The organism is Commensalibacter sp. A3DC (assembly GCF_047307945.1).
Lineage (GTDB): Bacteria > Pseudomonadota > Alphaproteobacteria > Acetobacterales > Acetobacteraceae > Commensalibacter > Commensalibacter melissae.
In genome coordinates this window covers 1-15,854 of sequence record NZ_JAXOQA010000011.1, presented here as the reverse complement: position 1 = coordinate 15,854, position 15,854 = coordinate 1, and the positions used below count along the sequence as shown (strand labels likewise).

Genomic DNA, 15,854 nt, shown 5'->3' with positions numbered 1-15,854 from the left:
TATGTCTCCTTTACTGCATCGGCCCTACTGGTATCTTCGTCATGGGCAAACAGATTGGAATGTATTAAATCTGTCTCAGGGTAGAACAGATATACCTTTGAATAATACCGGCATTAAACAGGCCATAACCGCAGGGAATGCGTTGGCTAGAAACTGGAACAATTTAGAATTATCCATTACTCAGATTATAAGTTCACCTCTTGGAAGGGCAAGACGTACAGCAGATATTGTGAAATCAATCATTCATGACAAAGTTGGTGTCCAATTACCATTGGAATTGGATGATGGGCTCAAGGAGGTGTGTTTTGGTGAAGAGGAGCAAAAACCTATGGGACCATGGTATGACAAATGGATTTCAGGTGAATTTACGCCAAAAGGTGCCGAGCCTTTTCATGTTTTATGTAAAAGGATTAGCGACGCTGTAAACCGTTCTATACTGAAAGCTGGTGATGGTCATGTTTTGATTATTGCGCATGGAGGTGTTTTTCGTTCCTTGCGTTATATGATGGGATTAAAACCTAATGTAAGATTGGCCAATGCACAACCTTTATGTGCTTGTCCTCCCTTTCAGGGAGGTAAGTCCTGGTCTTTGGATCCTGTTTCTCTGGAAGCCTGATAGAGTTGGACTGGAAAGGGTGATACAATTTTTTCTTTCCTGGATAGGGTATTTATTGTGCAAATGATCGAAAGATGATTGCAACGGCTCGCCCGATTGACGCGGGAATTACACTTTGATGATCTTCATTTTCAAATTCTGTGCATGTTGTTGAAAGATCATCTATTTTTTTAAATGTTTCACAAGCTGCCAGAATACGAGAAACTTGCTGTTTTCTAAGAAGCTGTTGTTTTATTTTTGCGACTTGAGGAATTGATTGCCAATAATCAGGAAATTTCTGTTCATACTCTCCAACGGATAAGGATAGGGTTGGATGTAGTTTATGAACGTCAAGACTGGATTTAAAAGATTGGGTATGCTTGTCAATAATGCTTGGATCAAGCCATAAAGAAGGACTTGCGGCTATATAAATCTGATAGGAATCTGGATGATAGATAAGATTATATATTGTAAATAATCCACCAAAAGAGTGACCGAAGATGGCTTGTTTATGGTGATTAATTTTAAGATGTTTATCCAGTAGGGGTTTCAGATCATCTTGGATGAAATGATAAAAATAATCAGCCCCTCCAGTTTTGTATAAAATGGGGATCAAGGTATTTTGCGGTGGTGTTAAATCATAAGTTCGCAATTTAAGAATATTTTGATCTGGAGGATAGCCAATTCCAACAAGAACAGCATGATTTTTATGGATGTTATCCGGACGCTTTTCATAGGATCTTATTGCTTCGCGAACCGTGTCAAAAATACTGTTGGCATCTGTGATATAAATGATTGGATAACCATCTTCTGGGGGTGGTTCTTTTGGAATAGAGGCAAAAATCTTATAAATTTGTGATGTTTTTTTATTTTGCAGGTTAAAAGTGATGGTATCGTTGATTGTTAAGGGTTCGGTGGAAAGGCCAGCAAGGGGAGAATTACTGTTAATTGCCTTTACCGGACTGAATAACAGGAAATTCAGACAGACTAGTGTCAGATAGAACCAGAGGCGTATCATAAGATTATATCCATTATATTATTTGATAATGAAAAGAACATATTACCATTGTGCTCTTACCTGTCCCATTATAACGCGACGTGTTCCATAAAAACAGTTAACTTTTGATGCGCAAGCAACAACATATTTTTTATCAGCAATATTGGTTATATTCAGCTGTAATAAGGTGCTGTTAATTGTGGGAAAGCTGTTTTTAAGGTCATAATGTACCTGCATATCACCAATGACAAAGCTTGGGACCTTAAAACTGTTGGCATTATCCCCGAATGTATAACCATTGTAACGAATGCCACCGCCAATTCCAACACCCTTGAACATACTCTGTTGCAGATCATATGTTATCCATCCAGAAACCAGATTGGCAGGAGCTCCCAAAGGGCGGTTACCGATATTGTTTTTATTTGTGTCCGCACGGATCTGGATATCATTGTAGGCATAGCTGGCGATAAGATTCAGTCCCGGCAATAATATAGCGCGAGCTTCCAATTCAAAGCCGCGGGATCGTGTTCTGCCAGTCTGAATATTGTAGGTTGTATGTTCCGGATCGGTTGTGGTTACATTTTCTTGTGAAATGGTATAGGCAGAACCTGTCACCATGATATTGTTATTAGGCTGGTATTTGATCCCGACTTCATATTGATCTCCCTTAGTAGGTTTAAAAGCCTTACCTGCAAAGGTTGTCCCGGGTGTAGGCATGAAAGAGGTGGAATAGGAGAAATAGGGTGAAATTCCATTTTGAAAATTGTAAACAATACCGCCGCGATAGGTTACAGCTCGATCAAAATTAGAGGCTGATTTTCCGCCATATTTGAAATTGGTCGAGGTGCCGACCCAGTCATATCGCCCACCCATAATAAACGACCAGTTTCTATAATTTGCTTGATCTTGAATGTAAACACCCAACTGGTTCTGGGATTGTGTTCCGTATGAAGTGATTAGGGGTGTAAAACGTGCGCCATAAACAGGATTGAACAAATCAAGGCTTGGAATGGCCGTATTGCCCAAGGCACGTTTGGAATCTGCAAGCAGATAATCAATTCCTGTAATCAGTATATGTTTTACATTCCCTGTATCAACATGAAACTGAAGGTTACTGTCGATATTATAACTGTTCAAATGTTCATTTGATATTGTCGCCATTCTTGATACAGTTGCCTGATCACTGGCAAGTCCCTTGATAGAAATGGATCGGAAATCTGAATCAAGATGCAGGTATCTGAATTTCTGATTGAATTGAATAAAATCCGTAAAATCATGGGTTAGATTGTATTCAAACATATATTGAGAACGATGATACTGATCAAAACCAGGTTCACTGGTGTTAAGATGTGTTGAAATCTTTCCATGTCGATTTGGCAGAACTGTACCTGACGCGGGAAGTGCGATACCATAAAGGCTATTTGGATTATACTGATATAAGAACCGCATGGATACAGAAGTATCATCAGTGGCTTGCCAACTGATCTGGGGCATAATGGCGATATGGCGTTCCTTGGCAAAATCAACCTGTGTATCTCCATACCGTCCCACAGCTGTTACCCTATAGGAAAGTGTCTTGTCTTTGTTTAAAGAACCGCCAGCATCACCCATAATGTCTCCATAATTAAAGGAGGCACCACTTGCCCTCATTTCATAAGAGTCTACGGGACGTGCTTGTTTCATGGTCATATTTACAAAACCGCCTGGGCTGGCCTGTCCATAAAGTACGGAGGCGGGTCCGCGCAGGACTTCAACGCTTTGCATTAAATATTCATCAAAGGAAGGAACGGCATATGACATGCCACGTAAAAGACGAAGACCATCAAGGAACTGGACATAATTGGCATTTCCCCCAAATCCTCCAAACCCTCTTAAATAGATACTATCAAACCGTCCGCCTGGCCGACTTCCTGCAGAAATACCCGCACTATATGCAAGTGCATCCGAAACGGTCCTGGCATTTTGGTCATCCATCTGTTTGCGGGTGATGACGGTAATGGATTGGGGAACTTTTCTTAATGGACTGTTTGTCTTGGTAGCAACATCAGAATTGGTTTCAACGAATGGATTGTAATTGCGTTTGCCAACGACGGTTATTTTTTCATTATCCTTGTTTTCTTGATCTTCCTTGGAATAGGCTATTGGGTCTGCAAAAATTGTTGTAGAAACGATTAATAAAGAGAATGTTACGGTAAAATGATTAAATCGCATAGATCAGATTTTCTTGCATAATTTGAGAATGATTGTAATTATTATTTTCAACAAGAAAGAAAATCAATTTGTATTTTACTTAAAATCTTCAATTAATTTAGAAAGATATTTGCACTTTTCCAGTTTATTAGGTAAAGAGAATAGTGCATCAACACCCCTGGAGGTTGATGTTTCAGTTTTGCCTTATTTACTAGGAGTTATAACGTGGCAAGAAATTTTGTTGAATTAAAAGTATCGATGCGTGCGAAGGCTGGTAAGGGGGCAGCGCGCGCAACCCGTCGTGAGGGACTGGTCCCTGCTGTTGTATATGGTGGCAAATCAGAACCAGCCATGATTGCCCTTGATCCGCGTCTTGTTATGCGTGAATTGGGAAAATCAGGATGGCGCTCTCAACTGTATCAATTAATGGTTGATGATAAGAGAACAGTTGCCTTGATGCGTGCCGTGCAATTACATCCCGTAACCGATCGACCATTACATGTAGATTTCCAACGTATGGTTGCTGGTCAGCATATTCGCGTTGAAATTCCGGTCACTTTTGAAGGTGAAGAAATCGCCCCTGGTGTAAAACGTGGCGGTGTTGTAAATATCGTTCAACATTCTGTTGAAGTAAACTGTGACGTTGAACATATTCCAGAAGCCTTTATTGCCGATCTTTCCAAATTGGATATTCACGATAATATTCGTTGGTCTGATTTAAAAGGCGCGGATAAAGTTACGCATACAAATCAGCATGAAGAAGATTTTGTAATTGCAACTATTGCGCCGCCAACCGTTGCAGTTGAAACAAGTGAAGAAACCTCGGAAGAAACATCTGAAGAAAAAACGGCCGAAGTTTCTACTGAAGAATAGTTTAACGAAAGAATAGATCATGTTACTGTGGGCTGGGCTTGGAAATCCCGAGCCTGGGATGCAGGCAAATCGTCATAATATCGGTTTTATGGCGATAGATCGAATTGCTGAACGTCATGGATTTTCTCCATGGCGTAAGCGGTTTAAGGGCGAAATTGCCGAAGGTATTATAAAGGGTGAAAAAATCCTTTTACTAAAACCTATGACCTATATGAATCTTTCTGGTGAAAGTATTCAGCCTTGTATCGCTTTTTATAAAATTCCACTTGATAACCTTTTTGTATTTCATGATGAAATGGATTTGGTCCCTGCCAAGATACGGATTAAAAAAGGGGGAGGGGCGGCTGGTCATAATGGTTTGCGTTCTACGGATAAAATGCTTGGCAGTCAGGACTATTGGCGTGTGCGCTTGGGAATAGGGCATCCAGAAGACAGATCTCAAGTTGTACGTTATGTCTTGGGAGATTTTTCAAAACAGGATAGGGAATGGCTTGATCCATTTATTGATGCAGTTGCGGAAAAGGCATCATTGTTAACTGAACGAAAAATGGACGCTTATCTATCCAAAGTGGCTTTATTGTTAAAAGGATAAAAAAAGATATGGGGTTTAATTGTGGTATTGTTGGATTGCCTAATGTTGGAAAATCAACATTATTTAATGCGTTAACGGCAACGGTTGCCGCTCAATCGGCGAATTATCCATTTTGCACCATTGAACCTAATGTTGGACGGGTTTCTGTCCCCGACCCGCGTCTGACTATTTTATCAGAAATTACGCATTCTCAAAGAATTATTCCCACAAGCTTGGAATTTGTTGATATTGCAGGTCTGGTTAAGGGAGCTTCACGTGGAGAAGGGCTCGGAAACCAGTTTTTGGCGAATATCCGAGAGGTTGATGCAATTATCCATGTTCTGCGTTGTTTTGAAAACGATGATATCACGCATGTTGAAGGGTCTGTGAATCCTATTCGGGATGCTGAAATTATCGAGACAGAGTTGATGATTGCAGATTTGGAAAGTTTAGAAAAAAGAACGGTTGCTTTACAGAAAAAAGCCAGAGGAAATGATAAAGAGGCTCAGGCCACTCTTGAATTAATTGAACCTTTGATCAAGGCCCTGCAGGATGGTAAGCCGGTTAGGGATGTCATTCCTGTTGGCGAGGAGAAGGCCATCGCCCGATTACAGCTTCTAACGAGCAAACCTGTTTTATATGTGTGTAATGTTAACGAAGAAGCCGTTGCAACTGGGAATGAGTATTCTCGGCAGGTTATTGAAATGGCAAGAAAACAGGGGGCTGAAGTTGTTATTGTTTCTGCTGACATCGAGGCAGAGGTCAGTCAGTTGGGTAAAGAGGATCAGACAGAATTTTTATCGGGTCTGGGTTTGGAAAATAGTGGTCTCGATCGTGTTATTGCTGCAGGATACAGATTGTTAAATCTGATTACCTATTTTACATGTGGTCCAAAAGAAACCCGTGCTTGGACAATTTCAGAAGGAACCAAGGCCCCGCAAGCGGCGGCAGTTATTCACAATGACTTTGAACGGGGATTTATTGCCTGTGAAACGATCGCTTATGATGATTATGTTAAATATAAGGGGGAAGCTGGAGCAAAAGAGGCCGGTAAAGTTCGAATTGAAGGAAAAGACTATATCGTTCATGATGGAGATATTTTATTGTTCAGATTTAATGTATAATCTGCAATAATTTATTTGTTTAAAATTATTAAGGAGTAGGTGGAGTGAATCGTAATTCTACCTTATCTCAATCGAACTCGATCCAACAATTGGCTAGAAAGGTTAAAAAAGCTTCTTATTCATTGGCTCACAGTTCATTTCAACAGCGTAACAAAGCTTTGCTTTGTGCAGCAGAAGCGCTGCGTGCTTCAATGAATGCCATCCTGTCTGTTAATTCCGAGGAAGTGGAGAAAACAGAAGTTGGTGAAGCCTTTAAGGATCGTATGACATTGAATGAAAACCGGTTGGAGGCAATGGCGCAGGGCTTGGAGGCGATTGCGACGTTACCTGATCCTTTAGGAAAAGAGCAGGCTTGCTGGACAAGACCAAATGGACTAGAAATTAGACGAGTTACCGTTCCTCTGGGTGTTATTGGCATGATTTATGAAAGTCGTCCGAATGTTGGTGCTGATGCGGCAGGGATTTGTATCAAATCTGGTAATGGTGTTATATTACGAGGTGGTTCCGAATGCTATCAAACGGCAATTCTAATCCATCAGGCCATGCAAAAGGGTGTTCAGGAGGCCGGCCTTGATCCTGATATAATAGCCATGGCACCGGATAATAATCGTCAACATGTGAAAGACATGTTGCAGGCCGTTGGATTAATTGATGTTTTAATCCCTCGTGGGGGACGATCCCTTGTTGAATTTATTCAGAAAGAGGCCCGTATACCTGTTTTGGCTCATGCAGCTGGATTATGTCACACCTATATACATGGGTTAGCGGATTTCGAGAAAGCACGTGCTGTTTTAATAAATGCAAAAATGCGTCGAACAGGGATTTGTGGTGCCACTGAAACTTTATTGATTGATCAAGCTGTAGCCAGACAATATTTACCTAAATTAGCCGATGATTTAATTGAGTTGGGATGCCGTCTGGTCGGAGACACTATGGCAGTGAAAATTGATTCCCGTATCGGTGTGGCAAAAGAAAATGATTTTGCCACAGAATGGCTGGATTCGGTGTTATCAGTTAAGGTAGTTAAAAATATTTATCAGGCAATTCAGCATATATTAAAATATGGTAGTGGGCATACCGAGGCTATTTTAACCGAGGATAAAGAGGCTGCTCGTTATTTTATGGATCATGTTGAGAGTGCTGTTGTTATGTGGAATGCCTCCACGCAATTTTGTGATGGAGGTGAATTTGGGTTTGGAGCCGAAATTGGCATTGCTACAGGTCGTTTACATGCACGAGGACCTGTTGGAGTTGAACAATTAACAAGTTATCGTTATGAAGTTATTGGAAATGGACAGGTGAGACCTGTATGATATCAATACCGACATGGGGTGATCATAGAAATATAAAGGTTGGATTATTAGGCGGATCCTTTAATCCTGTTCATAGTGGTCATTTACAACTGGCTCGTCGGGCTTTTACAATTTTACAATTGGATCAGGTATGGTTGATGGTATCTCCGGGGAATCCTTTGAAAACCGGAAAAGAAATGGCTTCTTTTTCGGAACGTTTTCAAGGGGTACAAAAATGCGTTGATGGTCGGCATATCATTGCGACAGATATAGAAAGCCGGTTACATACACGGTATAGTTACGATACGTTGAAAAAATTATATCAGCGCTTCCCAAATTGTAAATTTGTTTGGCTGATGGGCGCTGATGGATTGTCACAAATGGTATTCTGGTCAAGATGGCAAAAGATTTTACGGCTCGTGCCTATAGCAATTTTTCCACGCCCTCCTTATATTTATAAGGCTTTAAACGGAAAGGCTGCACAATGGGCCCGCTCATATCGATTGCCCTCACAGAAAGCTTCGGTTTTGGCCAGTTATAAGCCGCCAGCTTGGGTATTTGTTCCATCTCCAGAAAACAAAATTTCAGCCACAGCTTTAAGGGCTCAAGGAAGATCAGGTTTATAACGGTTACATGTAAATATTAAACAATAGAAATAGAGTTATTAATGAATCAAAATAATTTATCGGAAACATTACAACAAAACAGACAACAACATAATATCAATGACAAAACGATTATAGATATCGAAAAATTGCAGAAATGCGTCAATTTGATTATTGAATCTTTGGAAGGAGATAAGGCGGAGAATATTGTTGTCATTGATTTGGTGGGAAAAGCTTCATTTGCAGATCGTATGGTTATTGCAACAGGTATGGTGGATCGCCAGATCATGGCGATGGCTGAACATCTTGACAAGATTTTGTATGAACAGGGAATAAGAAAGATCGCAATAGAAAAAAGCAGTGATTGGGTTTTATTAGATACAGGAGATATTATAGTTCATTTGTTTCGAGCAGAGGCAAGAGAATATTATAATATTGAACGTATTTGGGGGGTTGAAATTCCTGAATTTTCTGAACCTGATCAAGTCTAATTTTTCTATGTTTTCAATTATTGCCATTGGCAAAATGCGGGATAAGGCAGAACTGGATTTATTCAATCGTTATGCCAAACGTATTCGTCCCAGTTTGGATCTAATCGAAATTAATGAAAGCAAAGGTCAGCCTATTGAGACCAAGATAAAGGACGCTCAAAATCTTTTGAAGGCAGTTCCAGAAAAATCCTTGATCATTAGTTTGGATGAGGGTGGAAAAAGTTATAACAGTTTTGATTTTGCAATGCATATGCAAAAGTGTTTGGAATTATCTAAATCAATTTCATTTTTAATTGGCGGGGCAGAGGGATTGCACGCTTCTGCAATCAAGACCTCTCACTCTGTTATTTCCTTGGGAAAGTTAACCTGGCCTCATATGATCGCCAGAATCTTGTTAACTGAACAAATCTACAGGGCTCAAATGATCTTGTCGGGACACCCCTATCACCGACAGGGTCGTCCGTAGGCTATTTTAAAGAGCGGTTAGGGGCGTCAGATCCAAAGAGATCACTGTCAGAAATGTTTGGCGCCAATGCAACTTCAGTTGTTGTTTTTGCTGTAGCGGCGTCAGCTGTCCACGTCCGTATATTTCCTTTTGTATTTTCACGAATAATAGGGTGGGTTGTTTCCTGAGTGGATGGATATATAAATCCATGAGTAGGATAGATACTTCCAAAGGCATTTTTATTGCCATTTAAAGCCACACGAACGGCTGACCAGTCATTGTTTGCGGATACGTCTATGACAGGTGTATTATGACTGATGCCTCTTTGCGCCCAATGAGATTGGTCGATTATGATTGTTCGCGAATCAACCACTTGTTTTACGACGGCAACATGTCCCAGGGGCATTCTTCTGGTTGGACGAAAACTCAAAACACTATTTGCTTCCGGAGTGTTTCCACGTTTATAGACGCCTTCCGCATTATTCCACCAGTCCCTTGCATTTCCCTTCAGCTGAATGTCAGAAGCGGACCGGGCAAAAGCGACACACTGGATGACATGACCATAAGATTTGTGTTTGAATTTATAGGTTCGGGTTCTGAAATGTGAATTTCTTGTATGATGAGTGGCAGAAACCTTGTGAACATTCGCTTTTTTATGGATTCTTTTATGTGTATGATGAACAGGGGAACGTGCCTCGACATTTGTTGACACAGTGTAAAAAGATACAAGGGAAAAAAGTAGAATTTTAATTCTTCTGGGAATAACTGGTTGAATCTTTTCCATTGGAATCCTGGTAGGTTAGGGCTTGGATTTTACGACGAACAAAATTTACTTATACTGATCTGTATATCAAGGGCAATATTAATTTGGGAGTTTTTTATTTTTTTAGAAAAATTTCTCCAAATGTGTTCTGTTATGGTGCAAAATAGCAACGATCGTATGGTTAAGGTTATTATTTGAATATTTATTTATATTTGTATAAAGAATGAATATTGTTGAAGTAACAAGCTATAAATATTGAGGGTGAACACGCTTTGTTTTTAGAAATGTCCAGTTTGAAAATAGAAATTATTCCAGTTACACCCATCTATCAAAATTGTACACTAGTTTGGAACAAGGATAATAATATTGGAGTTGCAATAGATCCGGGTGCATATGTTGATACGATTCTTTCTGCAATTCAAACCAATCATATAGATATACAGGCTATTTTGTTAACGCATGGTCATTTTGATCATGTTGGTGGGGCTATGTTGTTACAGGAAAAACTTGGGCAAATATATAATAGGGCAGTTCCTCTTCTTGGTCCATCAAAAGAGGATTTGTTCTTGTTAAGTAAAGTTGTTGAAAACTGTAACCATTTCGGTTTTCCCACTTCAGAGATTCGAGATGTTAAACCATCGCGTTTTTTAAAGGATAAAGAGCGTTTGACATTTGATGGAATAAATTTTGAAGTTATTCATATTCCTGGTCATACGCCAGGTCATATAGTTTATTTTGAACCTTCTGCACGTTTGTTAATTACCGGAGATACTCTTTTTAAGGGCACGATAGGACGTTCTGATTGGGAATATGGTAATGGAGCTCTGTTGATCAAAAGCATCAAAGAGCGTTTATTAACATTGGGAGATGATATTTACTTTATACCCGGACATGGAATGGGTAGCACCATTGGTGTTGAAAAAAAGACTAATCCATTATTAACTTAAAAATTCAGGATGTCTAAAATGAAAAAATTTTTTTTCCGCTATAGTTCAGTATTAATAGGAATTGTAGGATTATTTACAGGAATGAGCCGGGAGGTTGTTGCAGAAAATCCCGATCATGTAATAAATAAAGCGCAGGCTGAATTGGCAAAAGAACCTCTGACAATTTCCTCTAAAGATGGAAGAAAGCATAGTTTTATAATAGAAGTTGCGAAAACCCCTAAAGAGCAAGAGGTAGGGGAGATGTTTAGAACTTCAATTCCTGAAAATGGCGGAATGTTGTTTATGTGGCCAGCCCCGCAACGTAGCATGATGTGGATGAAAAATACACTTGTTTCCCTGGATATGGTTTTTATTGGTGTAGATCATCATATTCAAGCAATTGCTGAAAATACGGTTCCATATAGTTTGGCTCCTGTCAGTAGCCAGGGTCCGGTCATCGCCACCTTGGAGTTGAAAGGTGGGATAACAGAAAAATTGGGGATCAAGGTAGGGGATGTGGTTGATAGTGCAATTTTTGATAATTCCATATCAAATGAAAAAAAATCTGTACAAAATCAATAATAACAGTTTTAGAAAATAAAAAAATCTGCTGGAAAAAATACCAGCAGATTATAAAACAAATTATGTAAAACAAAATTTCAGATAAAAGCTACTTGGCGTGTAACTTGGATGGATAGGGTTTATGTGCCTCCAGGAACCATAGTTGTTGATCCATTGCACGGGACACCTCGGTAAACAAGTCAGAAGTATCCGCATCACCAGCCTCATCAGCTTCATCAATAGCTTTGCGAAGGGCATTGGCATAGATTGCAAATCGTTCAGAAAGTGCGGTCAGATGGTCATCGACACTGATGATATCTGTTGGATATTCAGCAATGCTTGAATTCTTGGCGATTTCCTGAGTTGTTCCCAAGGCTGTTCCACCGATGGCGGCAATTCTTTCAGCCATTTTATCATTCAGCTCGTTTTGTTCACTGCGGAAATCATCCATCATTTTATGAACGCCTATAAAATTGTGTCCTTTCATATTCCAGTGGGCCTGTTTGGTAATAAGCGCGATATCAAGACCATCCGCAAGACGGGCATTTAATAGTTGGATAACAACGGTTTTAGTATTGGAATGCAAATTATTACGAGTAGGATGTAGCGGGTATTTTGTTTTGGTCATTAGACTATCTCCTAAAATAATTATTTGTAAGAATTATAAAATATTTTAAGTAATGATACAATAATAGTTTATTTTTAATTATGAGTTGTCGATTATATTTAATAATTAATTAATATTTATTTATGGTAAAGTTAAGTTTTTAGAAAATAATTAAGCAGGGCTTCAGACTTGAAGATCTGGGAAAATTCTGATTATAATCCGTTTTTTATAATTTTAAGTGACAAGAGCTCAAAAGTGATTTTTTTGATTACGGGTGCGGCAGGATTTATCGGTTTTCATATTTCAAAAAAATTGTTAGAACGTGGTGAAACGGTTATTGGTTTGGATAATCTTAATGATTACTATTCCATCGGTTTAAAAAATGCTCGATGTGACAGATTAAAAGAATATAAAAATTTTATTTTTCATCAAGTTGATATTTCTGATCAAGAGGCGATAACCTTATTATTCGACAAATATAGAGATATTAATTATATAGTTCATTTAGCCGCACAAGCGGGGGTAAGATATTCCCTGAAAAATCCTTTTGCCTATATCCAGACTAATGTTACAGGACAGTTGGTTATATTAGAGGAAGCACGTAGATTGGAAAAACTGGAGCGCATTTTTTATGCTTCATCTTCTTCTGTCTACGGGTTGAATAAAAAGATTCCTTTCAGTGAAAAAGATCGCGTCGATAAACCGGGTTCGGTTTACGCGGCTTCCAAAAGGTCTGCCGAATTATTGTCCTATAGTTACAGTCATGTTTATGGCCTGAAACAAACGGGATTACGGTTTTTTACAGTATATGGTCCATGGGGTAGACCTGATATGGCATACTATATATTTGCAAGGGCAATTGAACATCAACAGCCAATCACATTATATACAGGGGATAATCTTTCACGTGATTTTACCTACATTGATGATGTAGTGGGTGCATTAACAAGTTTATTTGATTGTTCCACCCTGGAGGATTATGACGTATATAATATCGGGAATAATTGTCAGGAACGGGTTGAAAAACTTATTGTATATTTGGAAAATTATCTTGGTAAGAAAGCATTGATCAATTATGTAACTCGCCCTAATACGGATATTGAGGCGACACTTTCAGATATTGGCAAAATCAAACAAAAAACGGGCTGGTTACCCAAAACAAACCTAAAAAACGGTGTCGAATATTTTGTCAGATGGTTCAAGGGGTATATTTAATATCGATTAAGATTTGGACTGAATTATTGTCCAAATCTTAAACTCTAAATAAATCAGGCTATATGTAATTGTTGTTGATACTCTGATTTTTCATTAATATAATAATCATGGGATAGTACTTGGATTATCAATATGCCGGGTTTGTCAGCTTTGCCATTGTCAATATTTATTACAGCATTACCATTAGTCCAGCGAGCATTGGCATTTTCCCGTGTATGCCAGCCATCCAAGGTATGAGAGGAGAGGTGCTCTGTTAGGGAGAATGCTTGGTTTTTACGCAAAAGCGTCACATTTCCAATTAAAACACCGAGTATGCGACGGTCATCAATGTAGGGACCGATAACCCGGTTTGGGCAGCTCGCACGAGAAACTAAACGTACATATACGGTGTCTGGTGGAATCTTAAAAGCAACATATCCTTCTTTTTGATATAGTTTGGTCAAAGTTGTTCCAGTATTGGTTACCAGGCGCAATGCACTGTCATTGGTGATGCTTTTTTCAGGCAGTTCAATTTTATAACCTAAATCTTTAGCCCTATTCATTAACTGACTGAAAATAGGCTCAACCAATTCCTTTGTTGTTCCCAAGGGAGCTGCTGAATCAATATTCCAGCTTTTTCCCCGATTGATAATGCTGATCACTTTTTGGTCGTGATTGAATACGGAGCGATGTCCTGTATCCAGATAGCTTTCAGTCAGAGCGCCATCAGCTTTGATGATTGCGTGTTCTTCAGTTTCAATGTGATAATAGGTATATTCTTTAATTGAATGATCATAAAAGATGGTGGATCCATTAATCAGCATGCGAACCGGAATGAAATGATTCTTAAAGAACATGCAATGTTCGGCTGTAATCAACATATCCTTAAAAGGAACACCATCAGTGATCGCATTTTTGATAATACGTACAGGATATCCGGCATTCTCGTCATTAAGGGTTGTTTTGACTTTGATTGTACGATGACCTACCCAAATAACAGGAGACGGTTTTTCTTTACCGTCAAGATAGGTGATTATTTGGTCCCCCTCTTTAATATGTTCAACGGCTATTAAACCTTTAGGGCTGGCTATCATTGTGCCTTCCAAGAAACAAGGATCGGAATTGTCCTGGTTGTTGATTATACCACCGTTTACCAATACCTGGTATGTTCCGGCACCCTTGTCAACACCAACATAAGATCCATCAAAAACACCCCCTTGTGTTAAATCGACAACTCGGTTCTGACCGTTCGAATCTGATGCGCAAAAAGGAGCGGTGGCAGACTGATAGAAAAAATCATGCTTAGTAACAGAGCCTTTTGCGCCATTGTAATTTATGGAATAAAAGGTGTTATTTTCTGTTACTGCGCCAACGTGATTATTAATGGTGCTGTTTGATAATATGGAATCTTTAAGAGTCCCATAATTGTTAATAGTGGAATCAGCTGATCTTGTATTTATTGTTACCCTGAGATGTTCAACAATAGCTCCTTTATTGATGGTCAAGGAATTAATGTCCACAAGATTGATAGGGCCTTCAACGATAATTTTCGTGATATTATTTGTATAAACTGTTCTTCCAGTATCCGGATCCAGGCTTGCAACCCAGTCTCCACCGATAAAAACAGGATTTTCATTCAATCTTACCAATGTTTGGTTTATATTATTTATATAATTATTTTTTACATCTATATTTCCAAATTCTGTACCGCCATTTAATGTGAAATTACCAACCGTTGGTTCACCTTTGATAATAGGATTTATTATTTTGGCATTATTCAGTAAATTGAACCCACTGACAATGCCATTGTCAGGTGTAAAATGATAGGCACCATTCGCAGAGATAAGATGTGAATCATAAATCTGCCCGTTATTATATCCACCAAAAGTATCATTTTTTGAAATGCCTTGGATACCCTTGCATATGTCTGCCATATTTATTGATGTATACGTGTTGTTTTGAGATAAACCACCATCTTCAATATTTAACCAGGCGTTATAAACATTTGAATTTTGAAGTATTCCACCATTTTGAATGTCAACGGTTGGCCATTGCCCATCACTGGTAATTACTATCAAATCAGTGGCAACCGCACCATTCTCTACAATTAATTTACCTCCAGATATATTGATGGGTCCTTCATAAATACCATCAGGTGCGCCAAAACAAGTATCAGCACCGGTGACTTTGTACATGGTTTTTCCGGTTGCCTGGTCATAATAAGCATGAATTGTCGCATTGACGAAGGTGGTATTCTGGTTATGAATGGTTACCATTCTACGAGTAATATGATAATTTCTATCTTGTATAATTTCTTCCTCTATTTTTGAGGATTTATTATTGTCTGCCATTATATATTAATTCTTTCTAAAATGTTTCGAAACAATTTCTGCAATATCGTTGCAGTTTATTTAATATTTATAATTCTTTATAAGTAATATTTACGTATTTATAACATTTTGTAAACAGAATAATAATTATTAAAGGCATATATATTTAAAAAAACATGGTTACTTTATAAAAGGCTTGGCATTTATTTGATTCTGTAAGTGTAGTTTCTTATAACATTATGAATATTAATAAAATTTTTAAAAAAATAATTTAATAAAATTGAGAGTTA

The 15,854-nt window shown here is 38.6% G+C and carries 16 protein-coding genes; 11 read left to right on the top strand and 5 right to left on the bottom strand.

What is annotated here, in order from left to right; translation table 11 throughout:
* Position 1: 1 nt before the first annotated feature.
* Positions 2-616, top strand: a complete 615-nt coding sequence (locus U0839_RS02365; RefSeq protein ID WP_155564920.1) for a histidine phosphatase family protein — start codon at positions 2-4, stop codon at positions 614-616.
* Between the two features lie 52 nt (positions 617-668).
* Here the strand turns inward: U0839_RS02365 and U0839_RS02360 are convergent, their stop codons facing one another.
* Positions 669-1,613 carry an alpha/beta hydrolase gene (locus U0839_RS02360; RefSeq protein ID WP_155564921.1) on the bottom strand — a complete coding sequence of 315 codons (945 nt, stop codon included), beginning with the start codon at positions 1,611-1,613 and terminating at the stop codon, positions 669-671.
* A 42-nt stretch (positions 1,614-1,655) separates the two neighbouring features.
* The gene (locus tag U0839_RS02355) at positions 1,656-3,803 is read right to left on the bottom strand and encodes a TonB-dependent siderophore receptor (RefSeq protein ID WP_413550007.1); all 2,148 of its coding nucleotides are present in this window, start codon (positions 3,801-3,803) and stop codon (positions 1,656-1,658) included.
* Positions 3,804-4,007: 204 nt separating this feature from the next.
* On the opposite strand from U0839_RS02355, the gene U0839_RS02350 reads away from it, so the two are divergent.
* The 7 genes from U0839_RS02350 to U0839_RS02320 are packed head-to-tail and all read left to right on the top strand — an operon-like array spanning position 4,008 to position 9,204.
* Complete coding sequence (locus U0839_RS02350; RefSeq protein ID WP_255412384.1) at positions 4,008-4,655, top strand: 50S ribosomal protein L25/general stress protein Ctc; 648 nt, start codon at positions 4,008-4,010, stop codon at positions 4,653-4,655.
* A gap of 19 nt (positions 4,656-4,674) precedes the next feature.
* A complete protein-coding gene (gene pth, locus U0839_RS02345) occupies positions 4,675-5,247 on the top strand; it encodes an aminoacyl-tRNA hydrolase (RefSeq protein ID WP_155564923.1) in 573 nt (190 codons plus the stop codon).
* A gap of 8 nt (positions 5,248-5,255) precedes the next feature.
* Complete coding sequence (gene ychF / locus U0839_RS02340) at positions 5,256-6,350, top strand: redox-regulated ATPase YchF (protein ID WP_413550005.1); 1,095 nt, start codon at positions 5,256-5,258, stop codon at positions 6,348-6,350.
* 44 nt (positions 6,351-6,394) lie between these two features.
* Positions 6,395-7,663 carry a glutamate-5-semialdehyde dehydrogenase gene (locus U0839_RS02335; protein WP_370533576.1) on the top strand — a complete coding sequence of 423 codons (1,269 nt, stop codon included), beginning with the start codon at positions 6,395-6,397 and terminating at the stop codon, positions 7,661-7,663.
* Positions 7,660-8,268, top strand: coding sequence for a nicotinate-nucleotide adenylyltransferase (locus U0839_RS02330; RefSeq protein WP_155564925.1), 609 nt, complete (start codon positions 7,660-7,662; stop codon positions 8,266-8,268). The genes U0839_RS02335 and U0839_RS02330 overlap by 4 nt, the downstream gene beginning before the upstream one ends.
* A gap of 41 nt (positions 8,269-8,309) precedes the next feature.
* Complete coding sequence (rsfS, locus tag U0839_RS02325) at positions 8,310-8,738, top strand: ribosome silencing factor (RefSeq protein ID WP_110439582.1); 429 nt, start codon at positions 8,310-8,312, stop codon at positions 8,736-8,738.
* A gap of 7 nt (positions 8,739-8,745) precedes the next feature.
* Positions 8,746-9,204, top strand: a complete 459-nt coding sequence (locus tag U0839_RS02320; RefSeq protein ID WP_155564926.1) for a 23S rRNA (pseudouridine(1915)-N(3))-methyltransferase RlmH — start codon at positions 8,746-8,748, stop codon at positions 9,202-9,204.
* A gap of 1 nt (position 9,205) precedes the next feature.
* On the opposite strand, the gene U0839_RS02315 is transcribed toward U0839_RS02320, so the two are convergent.
* Positions 9,206-9,967 carry a CHAP domain-containing protein gene (locus tag U0839_RS02315; RefSeq protein WP_155564927.1) on the bottom strand — a complete coding sequence of 254 codons (762 nt, stop codon included), beginning with the start codon at positions 9,965-9,967 and terminating at the stop codon, positions 9,206-9,208.
* A 263-nt stretch (positions 9,968-10,230) separates the two neighbouring features.
* Here U0839_RS02315 and U0839_RS02310 point away from each other — a divergent pair, with 263 nt between their 5' ends.
* Together U0839_RS02310 and U0839_RS02305 are read left to right on the top strand one after the other, a co-directional pair.
* Entirely contained in the window at positions 10,231-10,893 is a 663-nt protein-coding gene (locus U0839_RS02310; protein WP_155564928.1) for an MBL fold metallo-hydrolase, read from the top strand.
* An 81-nt stretch (positions 10,894-10,974) separates the two neighbouring features.
* Positions 10,975-11,454 carry a DUF192 domain-containing protein gene (locus U0839_RS02305; protein WP_155564935.1) on the top strand — a complete coding sequence of 160 codons (480 nt, stop codon included), beginning with the start codon at positions 10,975-10,977 and terminating at the stop codon, positions 11,452-11,454.
* A gap of 88 nt (positions 11,455-11,542) precedes the next feature.
* Here U0839_RS02305 and dps read toward each other — a convergent pair whose 3' ends face one another.
* Positions 11,543-12,061, bottom strand: a complete 519-nt coding sequence (gene dps, locus U0839_RS02300) for a DNA starvation/stationary phase protection protein Dps (RefSeq protein ID WP_155564929.1) — start codon at positions 12,059-12,061, stop codon at positions 11,543-11,545.
* Positions 12,062-12,295: 234 nt separating this feature from the next.
* On the opposite strand from dps, the gene U0839_RS02295 reads away from it, so the two are divergent.
* Positions 12,296-13,255 carry an SDR family NAD(P)-dependent oxidoreductase gene (locus U0839_RS02295; RefSeq protein ID WP_370533577.1) on the top strand — a complete coding sequence of 320 codons (960 nt, stop codon included), beginning with the start codon at positions 12,296-12,298 and terminating at the stop codon, positions 13,253-13,255.
* 53 nt (positions 13,256-13,308) lie between these two features.
* On the opposite strand, the gene U0839_RS02290 is transcribed toward U0839_RS02295, so the two are convergent.
* On the bottom strand, positions 13,309-15,585 hold the full coding sequence (locus U0839_RS02290; protein WP_413550001.1) for a Hint domain-containing protein: 2,277 nt from the start codon (positions 15,583-15,585) through the stop codon (positions 13,309-13,311).
* Positions 15,586-15,854 lie beyond the last annotated feature (269 nt).

What these genes read in the sequence shown, in the direction of transcription:
- rsfS (WP_110439582.1), top strand. Translation starts at nt 8,310, where the DNA reads ATGAATCAAAATAATTTATCGGAAACATTACAACAAAACAGACAACAA.
- pth (WP_155564923.1), top strand. Translation starts at nt 4,675, where the DNA reads ATGTTACTGTGGGCTGGGCTTGGAAATCCCGAGCCTGGGATGCAGGCA.
- ychF (WP_413550005.1), top strand. Translation starts at nt 5,256, where the DNA reads ATGGGGTTTAATTGTGGTATTGTTGGATTGCCTAATGTTGGAAAATCA.
- U0839_RS02355 (WP_413550007.1), bottom strand. Translation starts at nt 3,803, where the DNA reads ATGCGATTTAATCATTTTACCGTAACATTCTCTTTATTAATCGTTTCT.
- U0839_RS02315 (WP_155564927.1), bottom strand. Translation starts at nt 9,967, where the DNA reads ATGGAAAAGATTCAACCAGTTATTCCCAGAAGAATTAAAATTCTACTT.
- U0839_RS02360 (WP_155564921.1), bottom strand. Translation starts at nt 1,613, where the DNA reads ATGATACGCCTCTGGTTCTATCTGACACTAGTCTGTCTGAATTTCCTG.
- U0839_RS02305 (WP_155564935.1), top strand. Translation starts at nt 10,975, where the DNA reads ATGAGCCGGGAGGTTGTTGCAGAAAATCCCGATCATGTAATAAATAAA.
- U0839_RS02365 (WP_155564920.1), top strand. Translation starts at nt 2, where the DNA reads ATGTCTCCTTTACTGCATCGGCCCTACTGGTATCTTCGTCATGGGCAA.
- dps (WP_155564929.1), bottom strand. Translation starts at nt 12,061, where the DNA reads ATGACCAAAACAAAATACCCGCTACATCCTACTCGTAATAATTTGCAT.
- U0839_RS02320 (WP_155564926.1), top strand. Translation starts at nt 8,746, where the DNA reads ATGTTTTCAATTATTGCCATTGGCAAAATGCGGGATAAGGCAGAACTG.
- U0839_RS02290 (WP_413550001.1), bottom strand. Translation starts at nt 15,585, where the DNA reads ATGGCAGACAATAATAAATCCTCAAAAATAGAGGAAGAAATTATACAA.
- U0839_RS02310 (WP_155564928.1), top strand. Translation starts at nt 10,231, where the DNA reads ATGTCCAGTTTGAAAATAGAAATTATTCCAGTTACACCCATCTATCAA.
- U0839_RS02330 (WP_155564925.1), top strand. Translation starts at nt 7,660, where the DNA reads ATGATATCAATACCGACATGGGGTGATCATAGAAATATAAAGGTTGGA.